Raw genomic sequence first — 22,886 nt, forward strand, 5'->3', positions numbered from 1 at the left:
GCGCATCGGCAAGCCGGTCACGCTAGGCCGCTGGTATGACGGTTGTTTGACAGCAGGCTCACCCGTTGGCCTGCATTCGAACGTGTGGTGGCAAGCGAGCGCTGCCAGATTCCCTTGACACGCCGATGCTGCGCATTGGTCAGACCGGCGGGTGGTGCGATGCAGCAAAGTGCATCTGCTCGCGCGCTCAGACGCTGCGGCAGATCAGGTGGTTTTGCGCGGTTTCACAGGTGCTGCCGGTATTCCAATGCTATAGCCGCGGCCAATAAGTTGCCCGGTATTCGGCATACGGGCAGCTGTTGTTGACAGGGTAGGGGAATCACGCAAGCGTACGCCGCCTAATGGCCTGCGGCGCAACGCATCGCCGTGGGAGAACCACCCTGGAGAAACGAATCTTGGACAAGCTGCTCCGTCGTACCGCCGCGCCCGTCGCGCGTCGCGCCCTCTGCCTGGCCACCGCCGCTGCGGTGCTGATGCTGGCCGCCTGCCAAGGCAAGGACACCGCTGCCGAAGCGAGCAAGACCGCCCCGGCCGCCGCACCTGCCGAGGCCTCGACCGCCATCCATCCGGACCAGTGGCCGTCGCGGAAGTGGCCGTTCCCGCAGGACGCGGCACTGGAGCAGCGCATCACCGATGTGATGGCCAAGATGAGCGTGGAAGAGAAGGTCGCCCAGACCATCCAGGGCGATATCGCCAGCATGACCCCGGACGACGTGCGCAAGTACCGCATCGGCTCGGTGCTGGCCGGCGGCAATTCCGATCCGGGCGGCAAGTACAACGCTAGCCCGGCCGAATGGTTGAAGCTGGCCGACGCGTTCTATGAGGCGTCGATGGACACTTCCAAGGGCGGCAACGCGATTCCGATCATCTTCGGCATCGATGCGGTGCACGGCCAGAGCAACATCGTCGGCGCCACGCTGTTCCCGCACAACATCGGCCTGGGCGCCACGCGCAATCCGGAACTGATCAAGAAGATCGGCGAAGTCACCGCTGCCGAAACCCGCGTCACCGGCATGGAGTGGACCTTTGCGCCGACCGTGGCCGTGCCGCAGGACGACCGCTGGGGCCGCACCTACGAAGGCTATTCCGAGTCGCCGGAGGTGGTGGCCAGCTTTGCCGGCAAGATGGTCGAAGGCGTACAGGGCGTGCCGGGCACGCCGCAGTTCCTGGACGGCAGCCACGTCATTTCGTCGGTGAAGCATTTCGTCGGCGACGGCGGCACCACCGACGGCAAGGACCAGGGCGACACCAAGGTGTCCGAATCCACCATGCGCGATATCCACGCCGCCGGCTATCCGCCTGCGATTGCCGCTGGCGCACAGAGCGTGATGGCCTCGTTCAACAGCTTCAACGGCGAAAAGATGCACGGCAACAAGGTCATGCTGACCGACGTGCTCAAGGGCCGCATGAATTTCGGCGGATTCGTGGTCGGCGACTGGAATGGCCACGGCCAGGTCAAGGGCTGCACCAACCAGAACTGCCCGGCCTCGTTCATCGCCGGTGTCGACATGGCGATGGCCGCCGACAGCTGGAAAGGTATCTACGAGACCGAACTGGCGGCGGTGAAGTCCGGGCAGATCTCGGCCGAGCGTCTGGACGATGCCGTGCGCCGCATCCTGCGCGTGAAGATGCGCCTGGGCCTGTTCGAGGCCGGCAAGCCGTCCAAGCGCCCACTCGGTGGCAAGTACGAATTGCTCGGCGCACCGGAACACCGTGCGATCGCCCGTCAGGCGGTACGTGAGTCGCTGGTGCTGCTGAAGAACCAGGCCGGCATCTTGCCGCTGAATCCGACCAAGCGCGTGCTGGTGCTGGGCGACGGTGCCAACGACATGGGCAAGCAGTCCGGCGGCTGGACCCTGAACTGGCAGGGCACCGGCACCAAGCGCAGCGACTATCCCAACGGCACCACCATCTGGGAAGGCCTGGACAAGCAGATCAAGGCCGCCGGCGGCAGCGCCGAGCTGGCCGTGGATGGCGCCTACAAGACCAAGCCCGACGTGGCCGTGGTGGTGTTCGGCGAAAATCCGTATGCCGAATTCCAGGGCGATATCGCCACCCTGTTGTACAAGCCGGGCGACGAAAGCGAACTGGCCCTGATCAAGAAACTCAAGGCCGAAGGCATCCCGGTGGTGGCGGTATTCCTGAGCGGGCGTCCGCTGTGGATGAATCAGTACATCAACGCCTCCGACGCGTTCGTCGCTGCCTGGTTGCCGGGCTCCGAAGGCGAGGGCATTGCCGATGTGCTGCTGCGCAAGGCCGATGGCTCGGTGCAGAACGACTTCAAGGGCAAGCTCAGCTTCTCCTGGCCCAAGACCGCCGTGCAGTTCGCCAATAACGTCGGCCAGAAGGACTACGACCCGCAGTTCAAGTTCGGCTTCGGCCTGACCTACGCCGACAAGGGCGACCTGGCAGCACTGCCGGAAGAATCCGGCGTGTCCGGCGAGCAGTCGGTAGGCGGGATGTACTTCGTGCGCGGCAAGCCTGCGCTCGGCATCGCCATGCAGCTGTCCAATGCCGGTCAGGCCAACATGCCGGCAACCACGCTGCCGGTGGGCTTGTCCGATGGCAGCCTGAAGATGACCGCAGTCGACCACAAGGCGCAGGAAGATGCGCGCCGTCTGGTGTGGTCCGGCAGTACCGCCTCCAGCGTGTTGCTGGTGTCCGCCAAGCCGGTGGACGTCTCGCGTGAAAGCAACGGCGATGTGCAGTTGCAGCTGACCCTGCGCCGCGACAGCGCGGTGACCGCGCCGGTGTGGCTGGGCGTGGGCTGTGGCGACAAGTGCGGTGGTCGTGTCGACGTCCAGAAGACCCTGGCTGCGCTGCCGCAAGGCCAGTGGAAAGTGGTCGGCGTGCCGTTGAAGTGCTTCGCAGTGGCCGGCGCGGATGTGACCAAGCTGACCCAGGTCGCCAGCATCGAAAGCGCTGCCGCGCTGGACCTGTCGGTGTCCAAGGTGTCGCTTGGCGCGCTCAACGAAGCCGAAGTCACCGTCGACTGCCCGGTCAAGTAAGCAGCATTCCCGCAGGCGTGCGTGCGCGCCTGAGATGAGACCAAACAGCTGCGTCGCCAGTGCCGGCGACGCGGTATAGCGGCCACCCTGATCGGTGGTGTCATCAGCCGCCGCGGGACGCGCGTGTCGATCGGCCGGGATGGCCTGCAGCTGCGGTTCGCCGCGCTGCCGTGGCGCACGCCGTGCGTTGCGGCGGCATTCTGCAGGCCTGTCTGGCGTTCGACGCACACCCCAAAGCCAGACAGGAGAGTGCAGTGGGTTTGGCGACGTTGGATATCGTGATCGTGCTGGTCTATCTGGCCGGCATCTTCGTGCTCGCGCAGTGGGTCTCGCGCGAGAAGGCAGGCCACAGCAAGAGCGCCGAGGATTACTTCCTGGCGAGCAAGTCGCTGCCGTGGTGGGCGATCGGCGCCTCGCTGATCGCGGCGAACATCTCGGCCGAACAGATCATCGGCATGGCCGGTTCCGGCTATGCGATCGGTCTGGCGATCGCCTCCTACGAATGGATGGCGGCGCTGACGCTGCTGATCGTCGGCAAGTTCTTCCTGCCGATCTTCCTGCGCAACGGCATCTACACCATGCCGCAGTTCTTGGAGCAGCGTTACGGCACGTGGATCCGCACGCTGATGGCGGTGTTCTGGCTGCTGCTGTACGTGTTCGTCAACCTGACCTCGATCCTGTGGCTGGGATCGATCGCGGTCAGCCAGGTCACCGGCATGGACCAGACCCTGGCGCTGGCATTGATCGGCGTGTTCGCGCTGGTTTACCAGTTGTATGGCGGATTGAAGGCGGTGGCGCTGACCGACATCGTGCAGGTCACCCTGCTGGTGCTGGGCGGCCTGCTGGTGGCGGGGCTGACCCTGGCGCGCATTGGCGATGGTGCCGGCGTGCTGGCCGGCTTCCAGCACCTGTGGACGGCGCACCCGGAGCACTTCCACATGATCCTGACCAGGGACAACCCGTTCTACAAGGATCTGCCGGGCCTGAGCGTGCTGTTCGGCGGGCTGTGGGTGATGAACATCAGTTACTGGGGTTTCAACCAGTACATCATCCAGCGCGCGCTGGCCGCCAAGAACATCGGCGAGGCGCAGAAGGGCATGGTGTTTGCCGCGTTCCTGAAGCTGCTGATGCCGTTGGTGATCGTGGTGCCGGGCATTGCCGCAGTGGTGCTGGCGCCTGATCTGGCCAAGCCCGATCAGGCCTACCCGACCATGATGCAGTTGTTGCCGACCGGCATCCTGGGCCTGGTGTTTGCCGCGTTGGTTGCGGCGATCGTGGCCTCGCTGGCGTCCAAGATCAATTCGGTGGCGACGATCTTCACCCTGGATTTCTACGCCAAGTTCCGTCCGCAGACCGAGCAGAAGCAGCTGGTGCGCGTGGGGCGTCTCGTGGCCGCCGCCTCGGTGCTGATCGGCATCCTCACCGCGCGGCCGTTGCTGGGCAACTTCGATCAGGGCTTTCAGTTCATCCAGGAATTCACCGGCTTCTTTACCCCGGGCGTGGTGGTGATCTTCATGCTTGGCCTGTTCTGGAAGCTGGCCAACGAAGCCGGCGCGCTGACCGCGGCGATCGGCTCGGTGGTGTTGTCCTTCACGCTCAAGTTCGCCTGGCCCGAACTGCCATTCATGGACCGCATCGGTGTGGTGTTCGTTGCCGCGCTGGTATTGGCGGTGGTGGTGTCGTTGCTGACGCCTGCCACGCAGGCACGCGATCTGATCCGTACCAACGACGTCGCCTACGGCACCACCCTCGGCTTCAAGATCGGCGCGGCCGGCGTGATCGCGATTCTGATCGTGCTGTACACCGTGTTCTGGTAAGCAGCCATGTCTTGAAATGCAGCGCGGCGCGGCACCTTGGTGTTGCGCCGCGCTGCGTTGACAGCCTGCCGTTTCGGCGGCGAGCTTCGTCAAGCGGGTTTGGATGGCCCACAGGATCCACTGTGCACGCGTGGGAGATGCCGCTCGCGTACCGCACGCGCCACCGAATGGTGGAAGCGGTTGGTTTGTTGGCTGCGCCTAGACGCGCGCCGCGGCCAAGCTGGCGGCAAGCAGGTTGGCCGGCGCGGCATGTCGCTCGTGCCACGGCGTTTCCAGCCAGGTTTCCAACGCGGCGGCCGGCATCGGTTTGGCGATCCAGTAGCCCTGGCCTTCGTCGCAGCCCCAGGCGCGCAATTGCGCGTACGCCTCCGCCGATTCGATGCCTTCGGCGACCACACGCTGGCCCAGACTGTGGCCAAGCTGGATCATCGCCGGTACCAGGGTGCGATCGGTTTGGCTGTCCGGCAGCGAGCGGATGAAGGATTGATCGATCTTCAACGAACTGGCCGGCAGCTGCTTGAGATAGCTGAAATTGCTGTAGCCGGTGCCGAAGTCGTCGATGGCGATATGCACGCCCAGCGCTGCAATGGTGGCCAGTTGTTCGGCCAGGTGGTCGGGGTGGCGAATCATCGCGCTTTCGGTGAATTCGATTTCCAGCCGCCGCGGATCCAGCTTGTGACGGTCCAGACCGCGCCGCAGCAGGCCGGCAAAGCCGGGGCGGTCCAGATCGGCAGCCGACACGTTCAAGGCCAGGTTGAAGTCCAGGCCTTGCTGCTGCCAGCGCGCTGCCTGCGCGATGCCGTTGTCGATGACCCAGGCCGTGATGCGGTTGATCAGCGCGGTTTTTTCGGCCATCGGAATGAAATCCGACGGCATCACCGGACCGATCATCGGGTGTTGCCAGCGCAGCAAGGCTTCCACGCCGACGCAACGGTGGTCGTGCAGATCCACGCGCGGCTGAAAGTGCAGGCGCAGCTGGCTGGCACTGTCCAGGGCCGCGGGCAGGGCGGCGAGTAGGCGGAAGGTGTTGCGCTGGGCAACATCGTGCTTGCGCTCGTACATGCTCCACGGCAGGCAGCGCTCGCGTGCAATATCCACCGAGGTGGTCAGCGAGCGGATGGTATCGGCGGCGCCGTAGCTGGATTGCAGCGAGACCGCGCCGATCGAAGCCACTGCGGTATGTGGAATGCCCTGATGTTCCAAGGGCTCGGTGAACGCCTTGGAGACCTTGGTGCATAGCGTGGCCAGGCGCTGGCCTTCGGCCTGCGCCAGGAAACCGAAGGTGGTCGGGTCCAGCCGATACAGCAGGGTGCCGCCAGGCAGGTAGGCGGCAAGGCGACGCTGTGCCAGGGCGACGTAGCCGTCTGCGTATTCCCAGCCCAGCGCCTTGACCATATCGCGGAAGTAGTCGCTGCCGCAGACATCGATGGCCACTGCCGTGGTGGCCGGCGCCGTGTCGCGTTGCGACAGCCAGGTATCCAGGTCTTCGCTGAAGCGCGAGCGGTTGGGCAGCCCGGTCGGACCATCGCGGTAGGTGGTACTGCGCAGGTTTTCCACGCGCAGCACGGCCAGGTCGCGCAGGCCTTCCAGGTGCGTGATTGCAGCTTGATCCAGCCCGGGGCGCGGGCTGGTGCCGATCACGCACAGGGTGCCGATGCTATGGCCGTCGCTCAGCTTCAACGGTGCGCCGGCATAGAAGCGAATGAATGGCGGGCCCAGCACCAGCGGGTTGTCGCAAAAGCGCGGATCCAGTTGCGCATCCGGCACCACCATCACTTCGTCCGAGCGGATTGCATGCGCGCAGAACGCCTGGCTACGCGGCGTTTCGCGCGCTTCCAGGTCAATGCGCGCCTTGAACCACTGGCGGTGCTCGTCCACCAGCGATACCAACGCAATTTCCGCGTCCAGGCTGCGCGCTGCCATGGCCGCCACGGTGTCGAACACCGGGTCTGGCGGCGAATCCAGCAGGCATAGGCCGCGCAGCACCTCGAGCCGGGTGGACTCGTCGAGCGTGGGCGGAAGAAGAGACGCGACGGGGGCAGGCAGGGAAGGCATGTGCTCGTATCGGCCTGAAGCGTAATCCCTTGATTGGCGCTGATGGGTGCCGTTCAGTTGCAGCAGGCGGGCCCGGGCCGCGTTGGAACACACGAACAGTGCCTTGGCAGAGCCACACACGCGCCGCGCGCGATCGGAATGCCATTTGCGCAGCGCTGTCGCAGGCATGCGCCGGAAACGGTCGATCCGCTTCCCTCGACCGGCCAATGCTGCCGTTGCAGGACGTGGACACGCTCCGATGCGCAGTGGCGCATGCCCTCCGGTGGCGACGCCTAAATATCCCGCGTGCGCTGCCGATCACCTTTTGGAGGCAGCAGTGTTGACGCAGCGCAACCATCCGCGTCGCGCATGCGACCAATGGTCTTTGGCCGATGTTTGCTTTTGTGATGCGCATTCGCCTCATGCGTGACACGAGTTGACACAGTCTTCACTCGCGCTGTGAGTTGGCCATCGCGGCTTTTGTCACTTCTTTTCTGGAATTATCGTGAATTCATTGCTGTCTTTTGCACAACGCACGCTTCTCGTCGTCGCCGGACTGGCGCTGTCGTCTGCCGCCCATGCCGGGCTCACGGTGTCCGGCACGCAGTTGCGCGAGTCCAATGGCAATGCGTTGGTGCTGCGCGGCGTCAATCTTCCACATGCCTGGTACGCGGGCCGCACCGATGCGGCGTTGGCAGTCATTGCGGCCACCGGTGCCAACAGCGTGCGCGTCGTGCTCAGTTCCGGCTACCGCTGGACGCGCACACCGGAGGCCGATGTGGCCCGCATCATCGCGCGCTGCAAAAGCCTGGGCTTGATCGCCGTGCTGGAGGTCCACGACACCACCGGCTACGGCGAAGACACCGCCGCTGCGAATCTGGTCAATGCGACCAATTACTGGGTCGCCATCCGCAAGGCGCTGATCGGCAACGAAGACCGTGTGGTCATCAATATCGCCAACGAACCGTTCGGCAATAGCCTGACTGCCAGCGAATGGGTCAACGGCCATGCCACCGCCATCGCCACTTTGCGCAAGAATGGACTGACCCACGCCTTGATGGTGGATGCGCCCAACTGGGGCCAGGACTGGCAGTTCTACATGCGCGACAACGCCGCTGTGCTGCTGGCCCGCGACAGCCGCCGCAACCTGGTATTCAGCGTGCACATGTACGAGGTGTTCGGTAGCGATGCCACGATCAACAATTACCTGCGCGCCTTTAACGATAAAAAGCTGGCGCTGGTGATCGGCGAATTCGGTGGCGACCAGCGCGGTGCGCATGTGGACGAAGCGGCGATCATGCGCCGCGCGCGCGACTACAAGGTTGGCTACATGGGCTGGTCATGGTCGGGCAACGACAGCAGCACGCAGTCGCTGGATATCGCGATCGGCTGGAATGCCGCACAACTGAGCAGCTGGGGCCGCAACCTGATCCTGGGCACCGATGGCATCGCGGCAACCTCGCGTCGGGCAAGCGTGTTCGGCCCGCTGTGAGATGAAGTCCTGCAGCCGGAAACTGTAGTTTTTCGGCCGCGCACAAGGGCATTGCAACGCTGTCGATCTGTGCGCCGTTGCGCAGCCGGCATCGGCACACCGGCACGCGTGACACGCATTTCAGATGCGTCACAAGTCTTCGCGATATGCCTGCCGTATAAGGTCCGGCGACAGGGGCAAGACGGCTAGCGTAACGGCCCCGGGCTCGGGCGCTTGGTCAGCTTGCGCTGCAGCGATCGGCGATGCATGCCGAGCAGGCGCGCGGCCGCCGACACGTTGCCGCCGGTTTCGTGCAGCGCCTGCTGGATGTGCTCCCACTGCAAGCGGCTGAGCGGCGTCATCATTTCCTGCGCGCTTTCTTCTTCGTCCGGCTCTGGCAACTCGTCATCCTCTTCGCCCAGCGCCCGCATAATGGTGGGAATATTGGCCGGCTTGGGCAGGTAGTCATCGGCGCCGAGTTTGATCGCCTCCACCGCCGTGGCGATGCTGGCGTAACCGGTGACCAGCAGGATGCGCATGTCGGCGCGGATCTCGCGCAGCGGCTGGATCAGGCTCAAACCGGAGTCGTGGCCGAGCTTGAGATCGATCAACGCAAAATCCGGCAACGCGCTGCGTGCCGTGGACAATGCACTGGCCGCATCGGTGGCGGTGAGCGTTTCCACGCCGCGGCGTGCAAGGCTGCGTTGCAGCGTGCGCAGGTACAAGGTGTCGTCGTCGACCAGCAGGCCGGTACGGATTGGGGGACTTGTCATGCGAGTGCCTCGTGGTCGGAGAGCGGCAGACGGAAACCGACGCGCGCGCCGCTGCCTTCGGCGGGCAGCATCCACAGCTCGCCCTGCAGGCGTTCGACAGTGGCATGCGAGAGCGCCAGCCCGACGCCCATGCCGTCGTGCTTGCCGCTATTGAACAGCGTGCCCGGCAGCATCGCTTGCGCGGTGTCGAAGCCGGGTCCGTAGTCGCGCACTTCGCCGCTGAGATGGTCGTGTTCCACCCGCAGGGTCAGGTCGATCTGCGGACGCCCGGCCCGTTCGCCGGCATCGGCGGCATTGTTGAGCAGCACCATCAGCAGGTGGCTGACGCCGGGCTGCAGCATCAGCCGCATCGGTGCGTCATCATTGCGGCGCAGCTCGATGGTGGGACGCACCAGGCGCCATTGTTCCAGCACGTCTTTCACCGCCACCTCGCGGCTCAGATGGCCGTTGTCGGCCGGTGCCGCCAATGCCAGCACGCGCTCATGGCACTGCACCAGCAGCTCGCGCAAGGTATCCAGGTCTTCGCGCAATTCGCCCTGCTCGCACTGATCGGCGATGTCGTCCACCAGCAGGGTCATGGTGGCCAGCGGCGTGTTCAATTCGTGCGCCACCGAGGCCGCATGCGTGGCCAGCGCGACGATGCCTTCGTTGCGCGCAAAGCGCTCACGCAATGTGGAGATTTCGCGCTCGCGCTCGCGCATCGAAAAAGCCAGCCGTGTCGCGAACGCCAGCACCACCACGGTGGACAGCAGGAAGTTGGCCGCCATGCCCCACATGTGCAGGCTGAGCGGGTCGAAGCCGCCGTAGGGCAGCGGCAGCCCGAACGCCGCGCTGATCACATAGCCGGCCACGCACGATGCCGCTACCGCCATCGCCCAGCTCAGCGGCAGTGCCAGTGCGGCCAGCGCGATCAGCACCAGGAACAACGAGCCGAACGGGTTGGCGATGCCGCCGCTCCAGCCCACCATCCAGGTCAGCACGGTCACGTCGACCAGGATGTGCCCGAACTCGGTGGCCGGGCTCACCGCGCCGCGGTGTGCCACGCGCAGCTGCGCATACAGGTTGAAGACCGCCAACGCGGCCACGCCGGCCCACAGGGGTTGCTGCGGCAGGTTTAGGCCCATCAGCCCGGTCGCGACCAGGATGGTGGCGGCCTGGCCGGCAGTGGCCAGCCAGCGCAGGCTGCAGAGGGTCCGCAGGAAGGAAGCGTCGGAGCTGTTCATCACGGCAATGCTATGCGCTTGAGAAGATGGTGGCCTGCGACAAACCGTCGCATCGGCCTAGAGCGGGTTATGCACGTTGAGATTGAGATGCGTCGGCCGCCAGCGGTGCGGAGGGGGGGCTGCATGGCTCCGGCTTGGCTGGCGCCAAGGCAAGCCGCCCGCCGCCCGCCGCTGGCGGCCAACCCTCCGGGAAGCGGCCTGCAGCGCGCCGATACCGCGTTGCGCGCCTTGCCCAGGCGGCCAGCCTGGGCCGCAGCGCCCGCCTTGTCCCGACGCGCCACCGGACGCTTCGCACTCACCTCAACGTACAGAACACGCTCTAGAGATCGGCGTGCCTCTCGCTTCAGCTGTGAGCGCACGGCGGACAGGCTAAAATAGCGGGATGCATGACGCCGTGACCCGCCCAACCCCTCCCGCCGACGCCACCGCCTGGCCGCGCCGCATCACCCAGGCCGTCAAGATCGGCAGCGTGACCGTAGGCGGGGGCCATCCGGTCGTCGTCCAGTCGATGACCAACACCGACACCGCCGACATCGCCGGCAGCGTCAAGCAGGTGGCCGATCTGTGGCGCGCCGGCTCGGAAATGGTGCGCCTGACCGTCAACAATGCCGAGTCCGCTGCCGCCATTCCGCGCATCGTCGACAAGCTGCGCATGATGGGCATCGAAGTGCCTTTGATCGGCGACTTCCATTACAACGGCCATCAATTGCTCGCTGCCGAGCCGGCCTGCGCCGAGGCGCTGGCCAAGTACCGCATCAATCCGGGCAATGTCGGGTTCGGCAAGAAGAAGGACCTGCAGTTCGGTCAGTTGATCGAGTTCGCCATCAAGTACGGCAAGCCGGTGCGGATCGGCGCCAACTGGGGCTCGCTGGACCAGTCGCTGGCAGCGCAGCTGATGGACGAAAATTCGCAACGCGATACCCCGTGGGATGCCGGCCGGGTGCTGCGCGAGGCGCTGATCCGCTCGGCGGTGGATTCGGCCGAGCGTGCGGTGGAGCTGGGCCTGCCGCGCGAGCGCATCATCCTGTCGGCCAAGGTGTCCGGTGTGCAGGAGCTGATCGCGGTGTATCGCGACATGGCCAGCCGCTGCGATTTCGCGCTGCATCTGGGGCTCACCGAAGCCGGCATCGGCAGCAAGGGCATCGTGGCTTCGGCGGCCGCACTGAGCGTGCTGTTGCAGGAAGGCATCGGCGACACCATTCGTATTTCGCTGACCCCCGAGCCGGGGCAGTCGCGCACCCAGGAAGTGGTGGTGGCACAGGAACTGCTGCAGACCACCGGCCAGCGTGCCTTCACCCCGATGGTCACCGCCTGCCCGGGCTGCGGCCGCACCACCTCCGAGTTCTTCCAGGAGCTGGCCGGGGTAGTGCAGAACCACGTGCGCGCCAAGATGCCGGAGTGGAAGATCAGCAACCCGGGCGCGGAAAACATGACCCTGGCGGTGATGGGCTGCGTGGTCAACGGGCCAGGCGAATCGCGCCACGCCAATATCGGCATTTCGCTGCCGGGCACGGGCGAGGCACCTTCGGCGCCGGTGTTCATCGATGGCGAAAAGAGCGTCACCTTGCGCGGCGAAAACATCGCGTACGAATTCATCGAGTTGATCGATCAATACGTCGAACGCACCTATGTCCGCCGCGTCGGCTGAATCGCCGGCCGGGTTCAAGGGATGGTTGCGTAGCAATGCGTGGCGGATGGCGTTGCTGTTTGCCGGGGTGCTGCTCCCGTTGGGCCTGTTCGTGGACCTGGCCGACGAAGTCCACGCGCTGGAAAATGTCTACTTCGACGAGCCGCTGCTGTGGAGCATGCGCAGCATCGCCACGCCTGAGCTGGATGCGTTTTTCGGCGCGATCTCCAAGGTGGGCTACCAGTACGGCGTGATTCCGGCCGATATCGCCATTGCGCTGGTATTGCTGGTCTTGCAGCGTTGGCGCGAGGGCACGTTTGCCGCGCTGGGATTCGGTGGCTCGGCGCTGCTCAACATGGGCGCCAAGCAGTTTTTCCAGCGCGACCGCCCGAGCCTGTGGGAATCGATCGCCCCGGAAAGCACGTTCAGCTTTCCCAGCGGCCATGCGATGGGCTCGATGACGCTGGCAGCGGTCGTCATCGCGCTGGCCTGGAGCACGCGCTGGCGCTGGCCGGTGACCATTGTCGCCAGCTTGTTCGCGCTGCTGGTGGGCATCTCGCGCATCTACCTGGGCGTGCATTATCCGTCCGACATCCTGGGCGGCTGGTCGGCCGCGCTGGTGTGGGTGGTCGGGCTGTATCTGGTGATGTTCCGCGGCGCGCGGCGGCCGCATTGGCGCACGCCGGCTGGAGCGGTGGTGGAGCAGCCCGGGCGCGTGCCGTTTTCCGATTGAGAGCAGCTGACAAAACTACTGCACAGCTGCCAGGCGGGCGTGACCGGTGCTCGGAATCGAGCAGGTACCACTCGAACACTCCAGTTCTAGGCGCGTCGTCCACGCCCACCTGACCACTGCCTGCCCCGTTTTTGTTAGCCGCTCTACCAGCGACGGGTACGCTCCCGTTGCGATAGCCGGGCGCCAACGATGGCGCCGATGGAAGCCAGCAAGATCACGTAGTACGCCGGCCCCATCGGGTGCTGCTTGAGCAGCATCACCACCAGCAGCGGAGTCAGGCCGCCGAACACGGCATAGCCCAGGTTGTAGGCGAACGACACCCCGGACAGGCGAACCACCGGTGGAAACGCCTCGACCATCACCCGCGGAATCGCACCCAGCACGCCCAGTGCAGCGCCGAGCAGGGCATACAGCGGGAACAGCAGGTACGGGACGCCCGCAAGGCGGTAGAACAGCCATGCGCTGACGCCCAGAAGCACGCTTCCGGCCAGCAGCACACGCCCGTTGCCCCAACGATCCGACAGTGCCCCGGCCACCACCGAGCCGACCGCCTGCAGCAGCACTGCCAGAAGATTGGCCTGCAACGCCACCGGTGCTGGGTAGCCGTATGCACTCTGCAGCAGCGTGGGTGTCATCAGCGACACCACCAGCACTGCAGCGGCGATCACCCAGGTCAGCCACAGCGACATTGCCAGACTGCGCGGGTGATCGCGCAGTACCACCTTCACTGGCGTTTCGCGTGCCAGTGCGCGCATGGCAACCAGTTCGGCGAACACTGGCGTTTCATGCAGCCAGCGCCGCAAGTACACCGACAGCAGCCCGAAGATGCCGCCGGCCAGAAACGGCAGGCGCCAGGCGTACCCGGCGATTTGGTCCGGAGAAAACGCACGATTCAGTGCGCCGGCACTCAGCGAGCCAAGCAGCACGCCAGCAGCCAGGCCAGCGGTCAAGGTGCCGCAGGCCAGCCCTGTGCGCCGTGCCGGCACGTGTTCTGCCACGAACACCCACGCACTGGGAACTTCGCCACCGATGGCGGCACCCTGCAGCAGGCGCATCGTCAACAGCAGCAGCGGTGCGGCCACGCCGATCTGCGCGTAGGTCGGCAGCACGCCAATGGCCAATGTAGGCAGTGCCATCAATCCGATGCTCAGCGCGAACATGCGCTTGCGACCAAGCAGATCGCCGAAGTGGGCCATCACGATGCCGCCCAACGGGCGGATCAGGTAGCCGGCCGCAAAGATGCCGAATGTCTGCAGCTGCCGCGTCCACTCCGGGATGCCTGGCGGAAAGAACAACTCGCCCAGCACCTTGGCGAAAAAAATGAAGATGATGAAGTCGTAGAACTCCAGCGCGCCGCCCAGCGCGGACAAGCCCAGCGTTTTGTAATCGCTGCGGGTGAGCTGCGTTGGTGGGGCATGGGTGGTCATGCAATCGCATCCTGTCGCGGGTGGCGCGCATTGCCATTGAAGCCTGCTGATGCGCCGAGCAGGCAATGCTAGCTGCCGGGCGGGGCCGTCGCTACGCCGTTTTCGGCAATGAAATGCCGATGGCACCTATCAGGCCTGGGGCGAACACGCCTGCGGGCTTCGGTTGCCGCACGCGTCCGGGCCTTCGCTGCGGATCAGCCGGACACGCTCGCCAGCGCCGCTGCCTCGGCATGCAGTGCGGTGGTGTCGAACAGCGGCAGTTGCGCATCGGTGCTGTCCACCAGCAGCGAAATCTCGGTGCAGCCCAGGATGATCGCTTGCGCACCGTGCTGGCCGAGCTCGGTCATGACCTGGCAGACGTATTGGCGCGATTCGGGCTTGATCACGCCCTGGCAGAGTTCGTCGTAGATCACGCGATGCAGCTGCGCGCGTGCTTCGGCCGGGGGCACCAGCACGTCCAGGCCACGTGCCTGCAGGCGCTGGCGATAGAACGGCTGCTCCATGGTGAAGCGCGTGCCGAGCAATCCGATCCGGCTGATGCCCGCTGCGACGAGCGCATCGGCGGTGGCATCGGCGATATGCAGCAGCGGCAGTGGCGTCGCGGCGGTAATCGCGTCGGCAACGCAGTGCATGGTGTTGGTGCATAGCACGATGAAGTCGGCGCCTGCTGCCTGCAGCGCACGCGCGGCGGCTGCCATCGCCTGGCCAGCGCCATCCCAATCGCCGGTGTGCTGCAGTCGCTCGATCTCGTGGAAATTGACGCTATACAGCAGCAGCTTCGCCGAATGCAGGCCGCCGCATGCATGGCGGACGCGCTGATTGATGATGCGGTAGTAGGGCAGCGTGGATTCCCAGCTCATTCCACCGATCAAACCGAGTGTCTTGCTTGGAACCGGCATGCGAACTCCGTGACAGTGCATTGGATGACGGATCGCTCGACGTGCAGTGCAGAGCGTGCACTGCGCATTACGAACGAAGTGTACGTCGGCAGTACCGACAAGAGGCATGCCCGACCACGCGCAGCCAGCTCAGGGAGCGTCGCTCATTCGCCCGGCTTGGCGCCTTCCACCGGCGCATGCGTCGCAGCGCGACGCGCCAGCACGGTTTCGCGATGGGCGATATAGACGTTGGCGCCGACGATGATGGCCGCACCGATCACGGTGTGGCGTTCGATCGCCTCGCCGAACAGCCATCAGCCCAGCAGCGCCACCAACGGCAGTTGCATGAAGCTGATCGGCTGCAGCGCAGAGACTTCGCCCAGCTTGAGTGCGCGCGTCCAGAACAACTGCCCGGCGGTGCCGAAGATGCCAGTGGCCACCAGCCATACCCAGTCGATGCCCTGCGGCCATGTCCATTGGAACAGCGCCGGAATCAGCGACATCGGCACCCAGAACACGTAGGTGTAGAACACCACCGTGTCGGAGTCGTCGCTGCGCGAGAGCTGTTTGATCTGGATCGCGACGATGGCGCTGATGACCGCAGCCAGCAGCGCAATCAGCAAGCCGGGCGTGAACGTGGACGAGCCCGGCCGCAGGATCACCAGCACGCCGATAAAACCCGCCGCCACCGCCAGCCATCGCCGCAGCCGTACCTGCTCATGCAGCCACACCACTGCCAGCACCGTGACGAATAACGGCGTGGAGTAGGAGAGCGAGATGGCCTGCGACAGGGGCAGATGGCCGATCGCCCAAAACCCGCACAGCATCGAGGCCAGGCCGATCAAGGTACGGGCGAAGTACCGCGGCAATTGCCGCGTGCGCGGCAGCGGCTTGCCCGGCCGCAGGATCAACGGCAACAACGTCAGCAACCCGAACGCATTGCGGAAAAATGCGATCTCGGCGGTGGCAATGGTGCTCGAGGCCAGGCGGATGGTGATTGCCATCAGCCCGAAGGCGACGGTACTGGTGAGCATCCACAGCGCGGCTCGCTGCGAAACCTGCGCTGGCGTCACCAATGCGCCCCGATGATGCGCGGTTCCGGCTCCAGAATCACCGAATAGCGCTCGCGCACCGACTCGGCGATGCGTCGCGCGAAATCCAGCAACTGCGCGCCCGTGGCGGTGCCGTAATTGACCAGCACCAGCGCGTGGTCGGGCGACACGCCCGCGTCGCCTTCGCGCTTGCCCTTCCAGCCGCATTGCTCGATCAGCCAGGCGGCCGACAATTTGCCCTGGCCGGCCTGCTCGCCCGGATACACCGGCATGTCGGCAAAGCTGGCCTGCAACGCGGCAATCTGCTCGCTCGGCAGCAATGGGTTCTTGAAGAAACTGCCCGCATTGCCCAGCACATCCGGGTCCGGCAGCTTGCGGCGACGGATGTTGATCACCGCCTGCGCCACATCGGCCGCGCCTGCCAGTTCGGCGCCCATGCCTGCCAGTTCCTCGCGAATGCCGGCGTAGTCCAGCCGCAGTTCGTGCAGCAGCGGTAGATTGAATTCCACCGCCACGATCAGATAACGCTCGGGCTGCTGCTTGAACACGCTGTCGCGGTAGCCGAACGCGCAGTCGGCCGCATCCAGCCGCACGAACTGCTGGCTATGCCGGTCGAAGGCTTCCACCACGTGGATGAAGTCGCCCACCTGCGCGCCGTACGCGCCAATGTTCTGGATCGGGCAGGCGCCCACGGTGCCCGGAATCAGTGCCAGGTTTTCCAGCCCCGACAAGCCCTGCTGCAGCGCATACAGCACCAGCGCATGCCAGTTCACGCCGGCGCCGGCCCGCACGATGGCGTGGTCGGCACGGTGCGCGATGATGGACGTCTCGCGGTTGTCGAAACACAGCACGCAGCCTGGCGGATCGCCGGCCAGCAAGACATTGCTGCCGCTGCCCAGCACCAGCAACGGTTGTCCGGCGATCTCGGGCGCAGCCAATGCCTGCGGCAATGCCTCAGGCGCGTGGACATTGAGCAACCAGCGCGCGGTGGCTTCGACATGGAAGGTGTTGAGCGCACGCAGCGGCGCCTGTTCGCTCAGCTGCCAGCCTGTCTGCACTGCATCGCTCATAACGGCGACACCGCACCGCCGCTGGGCGCTTCGCGGCGGCGTCGGATGGCGTTGACGCATTCGCCGATGAGCTGCGGGCCGCGATACACCAACCCGCTGTAGCACTGCACCAGGCTCGCACCGGCTGCCATCTTGGCCACCGCATCGGCGCCGGAGTTGATGCCGCCCACGCCAATCAACGGAATCGATTCGGGCAGGCGCGCGCGCAGGCGCCGCAGCACCAGCGTGGATTGCCCCAGCAGCGGCGCGCCGGACAGACCACCGGCTTCGGCAGCCAGCGGGTGATTGGCCACCAGCGTGCGCGTCACCGTGGTATTGGTGGCGATCACGCCATCCACTGCCAGGTCGGCCAGCACGCGTGCGGCGGCATCGATGTCGCGGTCGTTGAGGTCCGGCGCCACCTTGACCAGCATCGGCACACGTTTGCCATGCTGCGCGCTTAGCGCTTCCTGGGTTTCGCGCAAGTCGGAAATCAGGCGGCGCAGCGATTGTTCTTCCTGCAACTCGCGCAAGCCTGCGGTGTTGGGCGAGGAGATGTTGACCGTGATGTAGTCGGCCAGCGGATACACGCGCTCCATGCAGTAACGGTAGTCGCTGGTGGCCTCCTCGTTGGGCGTGTCCTTGTTCTTGCCGATGTTGATGCCGAGCAGGCCTGCCGTGCGGCGTGCGCGCTGCACGTTGGCCACCAGCGCATCCACGCCCAGATTGTTGAAGCCCATGCGGTTGATCACCGCCTGGTATTCCGGCAATCGGAACATACGTGGCTTCGGGTTGCCCTCCTGCGCGCGCGGCGTCACCGTGCCGATCTCGACAAAGCCAAAGCCCAGCGCAAATAACGCATCGATGTGCTCACCGTTCTTGTCCAACCCGGCACCCAGCCCGACCGGGTTGGGGAACATCAGGCCGAAAGCCGGGGTGGGCAGCGGCACCGGGCGCCTGGCCAGCAACGCCGTGGTGCCGGTGCGGTAGGCGGTGTCGATGGAGCGCAACGCCAGCGCGTGGGCGCGCTCGGCATCCAGGGAAAACAGGAAGGGGCGGGCAAGCGAATACATGCGGGTCAGTTCAATCTCCCGGCGAACACGCGGGTTTGGTATTGGAAGTCGATCAGCCCATCGTACGCATACGCATCGAACAACGTGCGTAGCGCGGCAAGCATCGGGGCATGACGTGGGTCGTGCGCGAGCGGGGCGTAAGAGGACGATAGCAGGCGGCCGCGCAGGCTCTCGAAATCCAGCCGCTGCACATTCGGGAAACGCGCCATTGCGCGGAAACCCTCGCCGAACCACGCCTGCATGGTGGCATCGTCCTGATACCGCTCGGCCACTGCGGAATAATCGGTGCCGTAATCCAGCAGCAACTGCTCGTAACCGCGCAGGAACGCGGTGCTGTCCAGTTCGCGCGAATTCCAGTACACCACCGCCAGCCCCCCGGGTTGCAGGATGCGCGCCCATTCGTCGCGCACGGCCCGCATGTCGAACCAGTGGAAGGCTTGTGCCGCAGACACCAGGCCCACGCTGGCATCGTCCAGCCCGGTGGCTTCGGCGGTGCCGGCGATCGCCTGAAACTTAGGGTATTCCGCCAGCCACTGCAGCGCCGCTTCGCGCATGGCCTGGTTGGGCTCCACCGCCGTCACCGCATATCCGGCTTCCAAAAACAGGCGGCCGGAAATGCCGGTGCCGGCGCCGATGTCGGCCACTGCCGTTGCGGGCGTCACGCCCAGTTCTCCGTGCAGCCAGCGCAGCAACTGCGGCGGGTAACTGGGCCTGTAGCGCACGTAGGCCGCCACGCGGTCGTTGAAGCGCTGGGCGGAGGAGGGCGTGGCCATGCTCAACTGTTGGCGGCCGCAAGCCAGGCCATGCCGCCGAAGAACAGCAGGAAAAACGCGATCCCCACAATCCAGAGCGCCACTGCCAGCCAGCCCATGATGAGACCGCCGATGGCCAGGCCTTCGCCGTCCAGGGCCTGTGGATTGCGGCGGATTTCCGCGCGGGCCAGATGCCCGGTAATGATGGCGCAGATGCTGCCCAGGAACGGGATCAGCGTCCAGCCGAGAATGCCGGCAACCAGGCTGACGATCGCCATGGCGCTGGTCTGTCGAACGACAACGTTCATCATGAACTCCTTGAAGAGCAGGCAGCCGAAGGCTGGCGTTGCACGATTATCCCAGAGCCGCCGGGCAAAAGGCGTGCCGTTTGCGGCCAAACGCAGTCGGCTGGGCGTGGTGAGTCAAATTTGACGGGTTGAACGGTCCGATCTGGCCGCCTTGGTGCTATCGCAGATGGGCGACGCGGCTTGGCTTAGCCGACGATGCAGGCCATGCGGTTCGCGCTTGCGACGCTGTCATTTGCAGGTCGGCAGCTGCTGCTGCAATCCAAGCTGAGAGTGGTGGCCGGGCGCGGCTTCGTGCAGCAAAGACAGGCTTTCGGCTTCACGTCCACCCGCATCAGGAGCTGCAGCCAGTCCATGTCAGCCTGCATCCGTATGTCGTCGCAGCACGGCTGCATCGCAAAAGGACGCGCCGGCTAAGGCCAGATGCGCCTTACAGTCTTCCAGTGATCAGCGAAACGGAGCGAATAATCGGCGCGGATGCAAGCCGCGCGCTCAGCCCTGGAGTGCCCACATGGCAGGTGCCGTGCCGGGCAGCGACCGCGTCCGCCTGACGGCAGCGCGGTGCTCTTGCCAGCCGCTTCCGATCAAAGATCGAACCTGATGCCCTGTGCCAGCGGCAACGAATCGGAGTAGTTGATGGTGTTGGTCTGGCGACGCATATAGACCTTCCACGCATCCGAGCCGGACTCGCGCCCGCCGCCGGTTTCCTTCTCGCCGCCGAACGCGCCGCCGATCTCCGCACCCGAGGTACCGATATTGACGTTGGCGATGCCGCAATCGCTGCCCGCCGCCGACAGGAACTTCTCGGCCGCCTTCAGGTTCTGGGTGAAGATCGATGACGACAGGCCCTGCGGCACGCCGTTCTGTAGCTCGATCGCCTCATCCAACGTGCTGTACTTCATCACGTACAGGATCGGCGCAAAGGTCTCGTGCTGCACCACCTCGTCGCTGTTCTGCAGCCCCGTGACAATCGCCGGCAGCACGAAGTTGCCCGGGCGATCGATCGCCGTGCCGCCCACTTCGACCGTGCCGCCGGCCGCCTTCGCCTTGGCGATCGAGTCCAGGAACTGCGCAACGGCGCCCTGGCTGTTGAGCGGGCCCATCAGGTTTGCCGGGTCGGTCGGGTCGCCGATCTTGCTGTCGAGCTGCTTGTACGCCTTGACCAGCGTTGCCAGCACGGTGTCATAAATGGAGGCGTGCACGATCAGCCGGCGGGTGGTGGTGCAGCGCTGCCCGGCAGTGCCGACGGCGCCGAACACGATGCCCGGGATGGCCAGCTTCAGGTCGGCGGTTTCGTCCAGGATGATGGCGTTGTTGCCGCCCAGTTCCAGCAGGCAGCGGCCCAGGCGACGGGCGACCTTCTCTGCCACCACGCGGCCGATCTGGGTCGAACCGGTGAAGCTGATCAACGGCACGCGGGTGTCTTCGACCAGCTTCTCCGACAGCGCCGTGCCGGCATCGTTGATCAGGAAGAAGATGTCCGGGAAGCCGGCATCCTTCAGTGCCGCGTTGCAGATCTTCATCGTGGCAATCGCGGTCAACGGCGTCTTGTTGGACGGCTTCCAGATGCAGATATCGCCGCAAATCGCCGCCAAAAACGCATTCCAGGCCCATACCGCCACCGGGAAGTTGAACGCACTGATGATGCCGACCAGGCCCAGCGGCTGGTACTGCTCGTACATGCGGTGGCCGCGGCGCTCCGAATGCATGGTGTAGCCGTACAGCATGCGGCTCTGGCCCACGGCAAAGTCGGCGATGTCGATCATCTCCTGCACTTCGCCATCGCCTTCGGGCTTGCTCTTGCCCATTTCCAGCGCCACCAGCGAACCGAGCGCATCCTTGTGCGCACGCAACGCCTCGCCGCACAGACGCACGGCTTCACCGCGACGCGGCGCCGGCGTGGTGCGCCACACCTTGAAGGCCGCCTGCGCGCGCTGGACGATCAGCTCGTAGTCTTCCGGCGTGGTGGCCTGCACCTCGGCGATCACCGCGTTGGTGGTCGGATTGAGCGGCTGCAGCACCCCGGCGCCGGTGGCCTGCGACCAGGTCGCCTCGCCAAGATAGGTGCCGGAATTGGACGCAGCGAGGTCGAGCGCCTTGAGCAGGTCAGCGGACATGGGATCTCCTGGAAACAGTGGCGGTCGTGGTGGCAGAGCCACCCGCAACACGGTAGCCGCCGATTTTAGCAGGCTCCGCCGGCCGCCCACCGCCGGCCGGCTTGGCAATCGCAACGATCGTGCGACAATGCCACCCTTGGCCCCGTAGCTCAGCTGGATAGAGCGTCCCCCTCCTAAGGAAGAGGGGAAATTGAGGGGTCACCGCTATCTTGTTTAACCTGTTGTTTAATAAGGCCTGGGGTCGCCCGTTCGGCGGAGGCGATGCAGGTCTAGACATCCCAAAGCAGCTTCCAATAGCGCTTGTTCGCCACAGCATTGCCACGGCTTCCAAGGTCTCCTAGGCTGCGCTATAAGACATGTGTAATGAGTCTAGGGATGGTCCATCTCGTATGTCTGCAAGCGCGCTTCAAACGCTTCGAGAGTTGTATCCGCAGCGCTATGCACTTCGGCCGGACGAGGTCGCACATGTGCTTCGTGGCCAAAGCACGAGAGGGGTAGTGCAACGCGTGCGCGAAGGCATGCAGTCGGGGCGCTATCCGGGTGCTCGCAAGATCGACGGATTGATCCAGATGCCCATTGAAGCGTTGGCCGAGATCTTGGATCCAGCGCCCGCACCTCAGCCGGTCGCCCCCATTATCACTCCTTCATCCTCCCGACGACGGTCTGCCATTGGGCCGCGCCTCGGTTTCGTGCGTGCGGCAGGCTTCTGGGAGCAAGTGATGGGGGGCGAGCAGGAATTGGCCGATGAGCTGGGGGAGGTCGCGGCTAAGGTGCTGAAAGAGCTTCGCTACGTGGAAGCCAAAGCTAGAGCTGAGCAGGCGCGAAATGAACTGCATTCAAATTCTGGACAATAGTTATGGGGAGTTTGTGCCATGGTCACCCCAGGGTATGCTGCTTGAAGCCCTTGCAACAGCGGTAGTGGGCTCAGGCGCCAAAGTCTTGTCTTGACTCTTTTCATCGATGGGAAAAATTGCTCAGTCCCCGCGATGAGTTCACGATAATTAGCAGGGTTCGGAAATGCCTCAGGTTTCGCTGTCGCAGCAGTTTTCACTCAATGCTATTGAAGGAGTCCTGCGCGAAGTGCGGGCATCACCCGGACAAGATCTACCCGTCACAAAAGACTATGCTTCTAAGCGCCATGGGCCGCTTCGAGATGCTGCACGGTTGCAGCTTTTGGCGACATGGGCGCGCACTTCGCCTGGAAAGCGCTTGGTTTTTAGCGCGCAGAACTCGACAGCTTCCGTCTTAGACGAGTGGTGCGAATACGCCCCGGGCCTTGTCGGTTTGAGGATGAGTGAAGGGATCATCGTCGGCGAACAACCCATCGAACGGCGCGATGCGCTTGTTCCGGCACTGTCTAAGATGGAGCACACGAGCCAGCTTGAACTTCGAAGCATCGTCAGGGGCCGAGTTGTTGATTTCCCGTGTGTGAGTGGCGCAGACAGACAGTATTTGAGTGCGCTCTTTACCGAGAAAGATCCCAGAGCGGTGAAGGGGAAGCAGGCGATGTTTGAAGAGTTGATGCGCCTAAGGAAGGTCTGATCAAC

Annotated in this window: 18 protein-coding genes, 1 other RNA gene and 1 pseudogene; 9 read left to right on the forward strand and 11 right to left on the reverse strand. The window is 64.8% G+C overall.

All coding sequences use genetic code 11. The features are described 5' to 3' along the window. Window positions 1-395: 395 nt before the first annotated feature. Complete coding sequence (locus J7367_RS03670) at window positions 396-3,008, forward strand: exo 1,3/1,4-beta-D-glucan glucohydrolase (RefSeq protein WP_057659215.1); 2,613 nt, start codon at window positions 396-398, stop codon at window positions 3,006-3,008. A 254-nt stretch (window positions 3,009-3,262) separates the two neighbouring features. Next, window positions 3,263-4,825, forward strand: a complete 1,563-nt coding sequence (locus J7367_RS03675; protein ID WP_057659225.1) for a sodium/sugar symporter — start codon at window positions 3,263-3,265, stop codon at window positions 4,823-4,825. 198 nt (window positions 4,826-5,023) lie between these two features. On the opposite strand, the gene J7367_RS03680 is transcribed toward J7367_RS03675, so the two are convergent. After that, a complete protein-coding gene (locus J7367_RS03680; protein WP_057659217.1) occupies window positions 5,024-6,880 on the reverse strand; it encodes an EAL domain-containing protein in 1,857 nt (618 codons plus the stop codon). 484 nt (window positions 6,881-7,364) lie between these two features. Here J7367_RS03680 and J7367_RS03685 point away from each other — a divergent pair, with 484 nt between their 5' ends. Then, window positions 7,365-8,351 (forward strand): glycoside hydrolase family 5 protein, encoded by a 987-nt coding sequence (locus J7367_RS03685; RefSeq protein ID WP_057659221.1) that lies wholly within the window; start codon window positions 7,365-7,367, stop codon window positions 8,349-8,351. Between the two features lie 185 nt (window positions 8,352-8,536). On the opposite strand, the gene J7367_RS03690 is transcribed toward J7367_RS03685, so the two are convergent. Continuing rightward, on the reverse strand, window positions 8,537-9,103 hold the full coding sequence (locus tag J7367_RS03690) for a response regulator transcription factor (RefSeq protein WP_017158628.1): 567 nt from the start codon (window positions 9,101-9,103) through the stop codon (window positions 8,537-8,539). Beyond that, window positions 9,100-10,326, reverse strand: coding sequence for an ATP-binding protein (locus J7367_RS03695; protein WP_057659222.1), 1,227 nt, complete (start codon window positions 10,324-10,326; stop codon window positions 9,100-9,102). The genes J7367_RS03690 and J7367_RS03695 overlap by 4 nt, the downstream gene beginning before the upstream one ends. A gap of 382 nt (window positions 10,327-10,708) precedes the next feature. On the opposite strand from J7367_RS03695, the gene ispG reads away from it, so the two are divergent. The 3 genes from ispG to J7367_RS03710 all read left to right on the forward strand — a co-directional run bounded on the left by ispG (window position 10,709) and on the right by J7367_RS03710 (window position 12,826). Further along, window positions 10,709-11,974, forward strand: coding sequence for a flavodoxin-dependent (E)-4-hydroxy-3-methylbut-2-enyl-diphosphate synthase (gene ispG / locus J7367_RS03700; protein ID WP_007965749.1), 1,266 nt, complete (start codon window positions 10,709-10,711; stop codon window positions 11,972-11,974). Continuing rightward, window positions 11,955-12,686, forward strand: a complete 732-nt coding sequence (locus J7367_RS03705; protein ID WP_057664216.1) for a phosphatase PAP2 family protein — start codon at window positions 11,955-11,957, stop codon at window positions 12,684-12,686. The genes ispG and J7367_RS03705 overlap by 20 nt, the downstream gene beginning before the upstream one ends. 62 nt (window positions 12,687-12,748) lie before the next feature. Continuing rightward, window positions 12,749-12,826: non-coding RNA, sX9 sRNA (locus J7367_RS03710), on the forward strand. Window positions 12,827-12,829: 3 nt separating this feature from the next. On the opposite strand, the gene J7367_RS03715 is transcribed toward J7367_RS03710, so the two are convergent. From J7367_RS03715 to J7367_RS03745, 7 genes and pseudogenes are all read right to left on the reverse strand, one after another. Beyond that, complete coding sequence (locus tag J7367_RS03715) at window positions 12,830-14,113, reverse strand: MFS transporter (RefSeq protein ID WP_057664218.1); 1,284 nt, start codon at window positions 14,111-14,113, stop codon at window positions 12,830-12,832. A 194-nt stretch (window positions 14,114-14,307) separates the two neighbouring features. After that, entirely contained in the window at window positions 14,308-15,012 is a 705-nt protein-coding gene (locus tag J7367_RS03720; protein ID WP_057664221.1) for an aspartate/glutamate racemase family protein, read from the reverse strand. Between the two features lie 143 nt (window positions 15,013-15,155). Beyond that, window positions 15,156-16,067 (reverse strand): annotated as a pseudogene (locus J7367_RS03725) (DMT family transporter). Further along, entirely contained in the window at window positions 16,061-17,113 is a 1,053-nt protein-coding gene (murB, locus tag J7367_RS03730; RefSeq protein ID WP_057664223.1) for a UDP-N-acetylmuramate dehydrogenase, read from the reverse strand. The pseudogene J7367_RS03725 and the gene murB overlap by 7 nt, the downstream one beginning before the upstream one ends. Continuing rightward, window positions 17,110-18,165, reverse strand: coding sequence for a quinone-dependent dihydroorotate dehydrogenase (locus tag J7367_RS03735; RefSeq protein ID WP_007965740.1), 1,056 nt, complete (start codon window positions 18,163-18,165; stop codon window positions 17,110-17,112). Before J7367_RS03735 ends, murB begins: the two co-directional genes overlap by 4 nt. Window positions 18,166-18,170: 5 nt before the next feature. Then, complete coding sequence (locus J7367_RS03740; RefSeq protein WP_057664225.1) at window positions 18,171-18,938, reverse strand: class I SAM-dependent methyltransferase; 768 nt, start codon at window positions 18,936-18,938, stop codon at window positions 18,171-18,173. Between the two features lie 2 nt (window positions 18,939-18,940). Further along, entirely contained in the window at window positions 18,941-19,225 is a 285-nt protein-coding gene (locus J7367_RS03745) for a DUF4190 domain-containing protein (RefSeq protein WP_057664237.1), read from the reverse strand. Between the two features lie 204 nt (window positions 19,226-19,429). On the opposite strand from J7367_RS03745, the gene J7367_RS03750 reads away from it, so the two are divergent. Beyond that, complete coding sequence (locus tag J7367_RS03750; protein WP_139792658.1) at window positions 19,430-19,639, forward strand: hypothetical protein; 210 nt, start codon at window positions 19,430-19,432, stop codon at window positions 19,637-19,639. 167 nt (window positions 19,640-19,806) lie between these two features. Here the strand turns inward: J7367_RS03750 and J7367_RS03755 are convergent, their stop codons facing one another. After that, window positions 19,807-21,339, reverse strand: coding sequence for an aldehyde dehydrogenase family protein (locus J7367_RS03755; RefSeq protein WP_057664228.1), 1,533 nt, complete (start codon window positions 21,337-21,339; stop codon window positions 19,807-19,809). 497 nt (window positions 21,340-21,836) lie between these two features. Between J7367_RS03755 and J7367_RS03760 the strand changes: the two genes are divergently transcribed. Both J7367_RS03760 and J7367_RS03765 read left to right on the forward strand, forming a co-directional pair. Further along, on the forward strand, window positions 21,837-22,193 hold the full coding sequence (locus J7367_RS03760; RefSeq protein WP_254894383.1) for a hypothetical protein: 357 nt from the start codon (window positions 21,837-21,839) through the stop codon (window positions 22,191-22,193). 163 nt (window positions 22,194-22,356) lie between these two features. After that, window positions 22,357-22,881, forward strand: coding sequence for a hypothetical protein (locus tag J7367_RS03765; protein WP_139792660.1), 525 nt, complete (start codon window positions 22,357-22,359; stop codon window positions 22,879-22,881). The last annotated feature ends 5 nt before the right edge of the window (window positions 22,882-22,886 follow it).

This window comes from Xanthomonas sp. D-36-1 (assembly GCF_017746155.1).
Taxonomy (GTDB): Bacteria; Pseudomonadota; Gammaproteobacteria; order Xanthomonadales; family Xanthomonadaceae; genus Xanthomonas; species Xanthomonas cissicola.

Excerpts from the sequence above, each read along its gene's own strand:
- J7367_RS03750 (WP_139792658.1), top strand. The coding sequence starts at position 19,430 with ATGCGGTTCGCGCTTGCGACGCTGTCATTTGCAGGTCGGCAGCTGCTG.
- J7367_RS03690 (WP_017158628.1), bottom strand. The coding sequence starts at position 9,103 with ATGACAAGTCCCCCAATCCGTACCGGCCTGCTGGTCGACGACGACACC.
- murB (WP_057664223.1), bottom strand. The coding sequence starts at position 17,113 with ATGAGCGATGCAGTGCAGACAGGCTGGCAGCTGAGCGAACAGGCGCCG.
- J7367_RS03680 (WP_057659217.1), bottom strand. The coding sequence starts at position 6,880 with ATGCCTTCCCTGCCTGCCCCCGTCGCGTCTCTTCTTCCGCCCACGCTC.
- J7367_RS03765 (WP_139792660.1), top strand. The coding sequence starts at position 22,357 with ATGCCTCAGGTTTCGCTGTCGCAGCAGTTTTCACTCAATGCTATTGAA.
- J7367_RS03745 (WP_057664237.1), bottom strand. The coding sequence starts at position 19,225 with ATGAACGTTGTCGTTCGACAGACCAGCGCCATGGCGATCGTCAGCCTG.
- J7367_RS03740 (WP_057664225.1), bottom strand. The coding sequence starts at position 18,938 with ATGGCCACGCCCTCCTCCGCCCAGCGCTTCAACGACCGCGTGGCGGCC.
- J7367_RS03755 (WP_057664228.1), bottom strand. The coding sequence starts at position 21,339 with ATGTCCGCTGACCTGCTCAAGGCGCTCGACCTCGCTGCGTCCAATTCC.
- J7367_RS03720 (WP_057664221.1), bottom strand. The coding sequence starts at position 15,012 with ATGCCGGTTCCAAGCAAGACACTCGGTTTGATCGGTGGAATGAGCTGG.
- ispG (WP_007965749.1), top strand. The coding sequence starts at position 10,709 with ATGCATGACGCCGTGACCCGCCCAACCCCTCCCGCCGACGCCACCGCC.
- J7367_RS03735 (WP_007965740.1), bottom strand. The coding sequence starts at position 18,165 with ATGTATTCGCTTGCCCGCCCCTTCCTGTTTTCCCTGGATGCCGAGCGC.
- J7367_RS03715 (WP_057664218.1), bottom strand. The coding sequence starts at position 14,113 with ATGACCACCCATGCCCCACCAACGCAGCTCACCCGCAGCGATTACAAA.
- J7367_RS03705 (WP_057664216.1), top strand. The coding sequence starts at position 11,955 with ATGTCCGCCGCGTCGGCTGAATCGCCGGCCGGGTTCAAGGGATGGTTG.
- J7367_RS03695 (WP_057659222.1), bottom strand. The coding sequence starts at position 10,326 with ATGAACAGCTCCGACGCTTCCTTCCTGCGGACCCTCTGCAGCCTGCGC.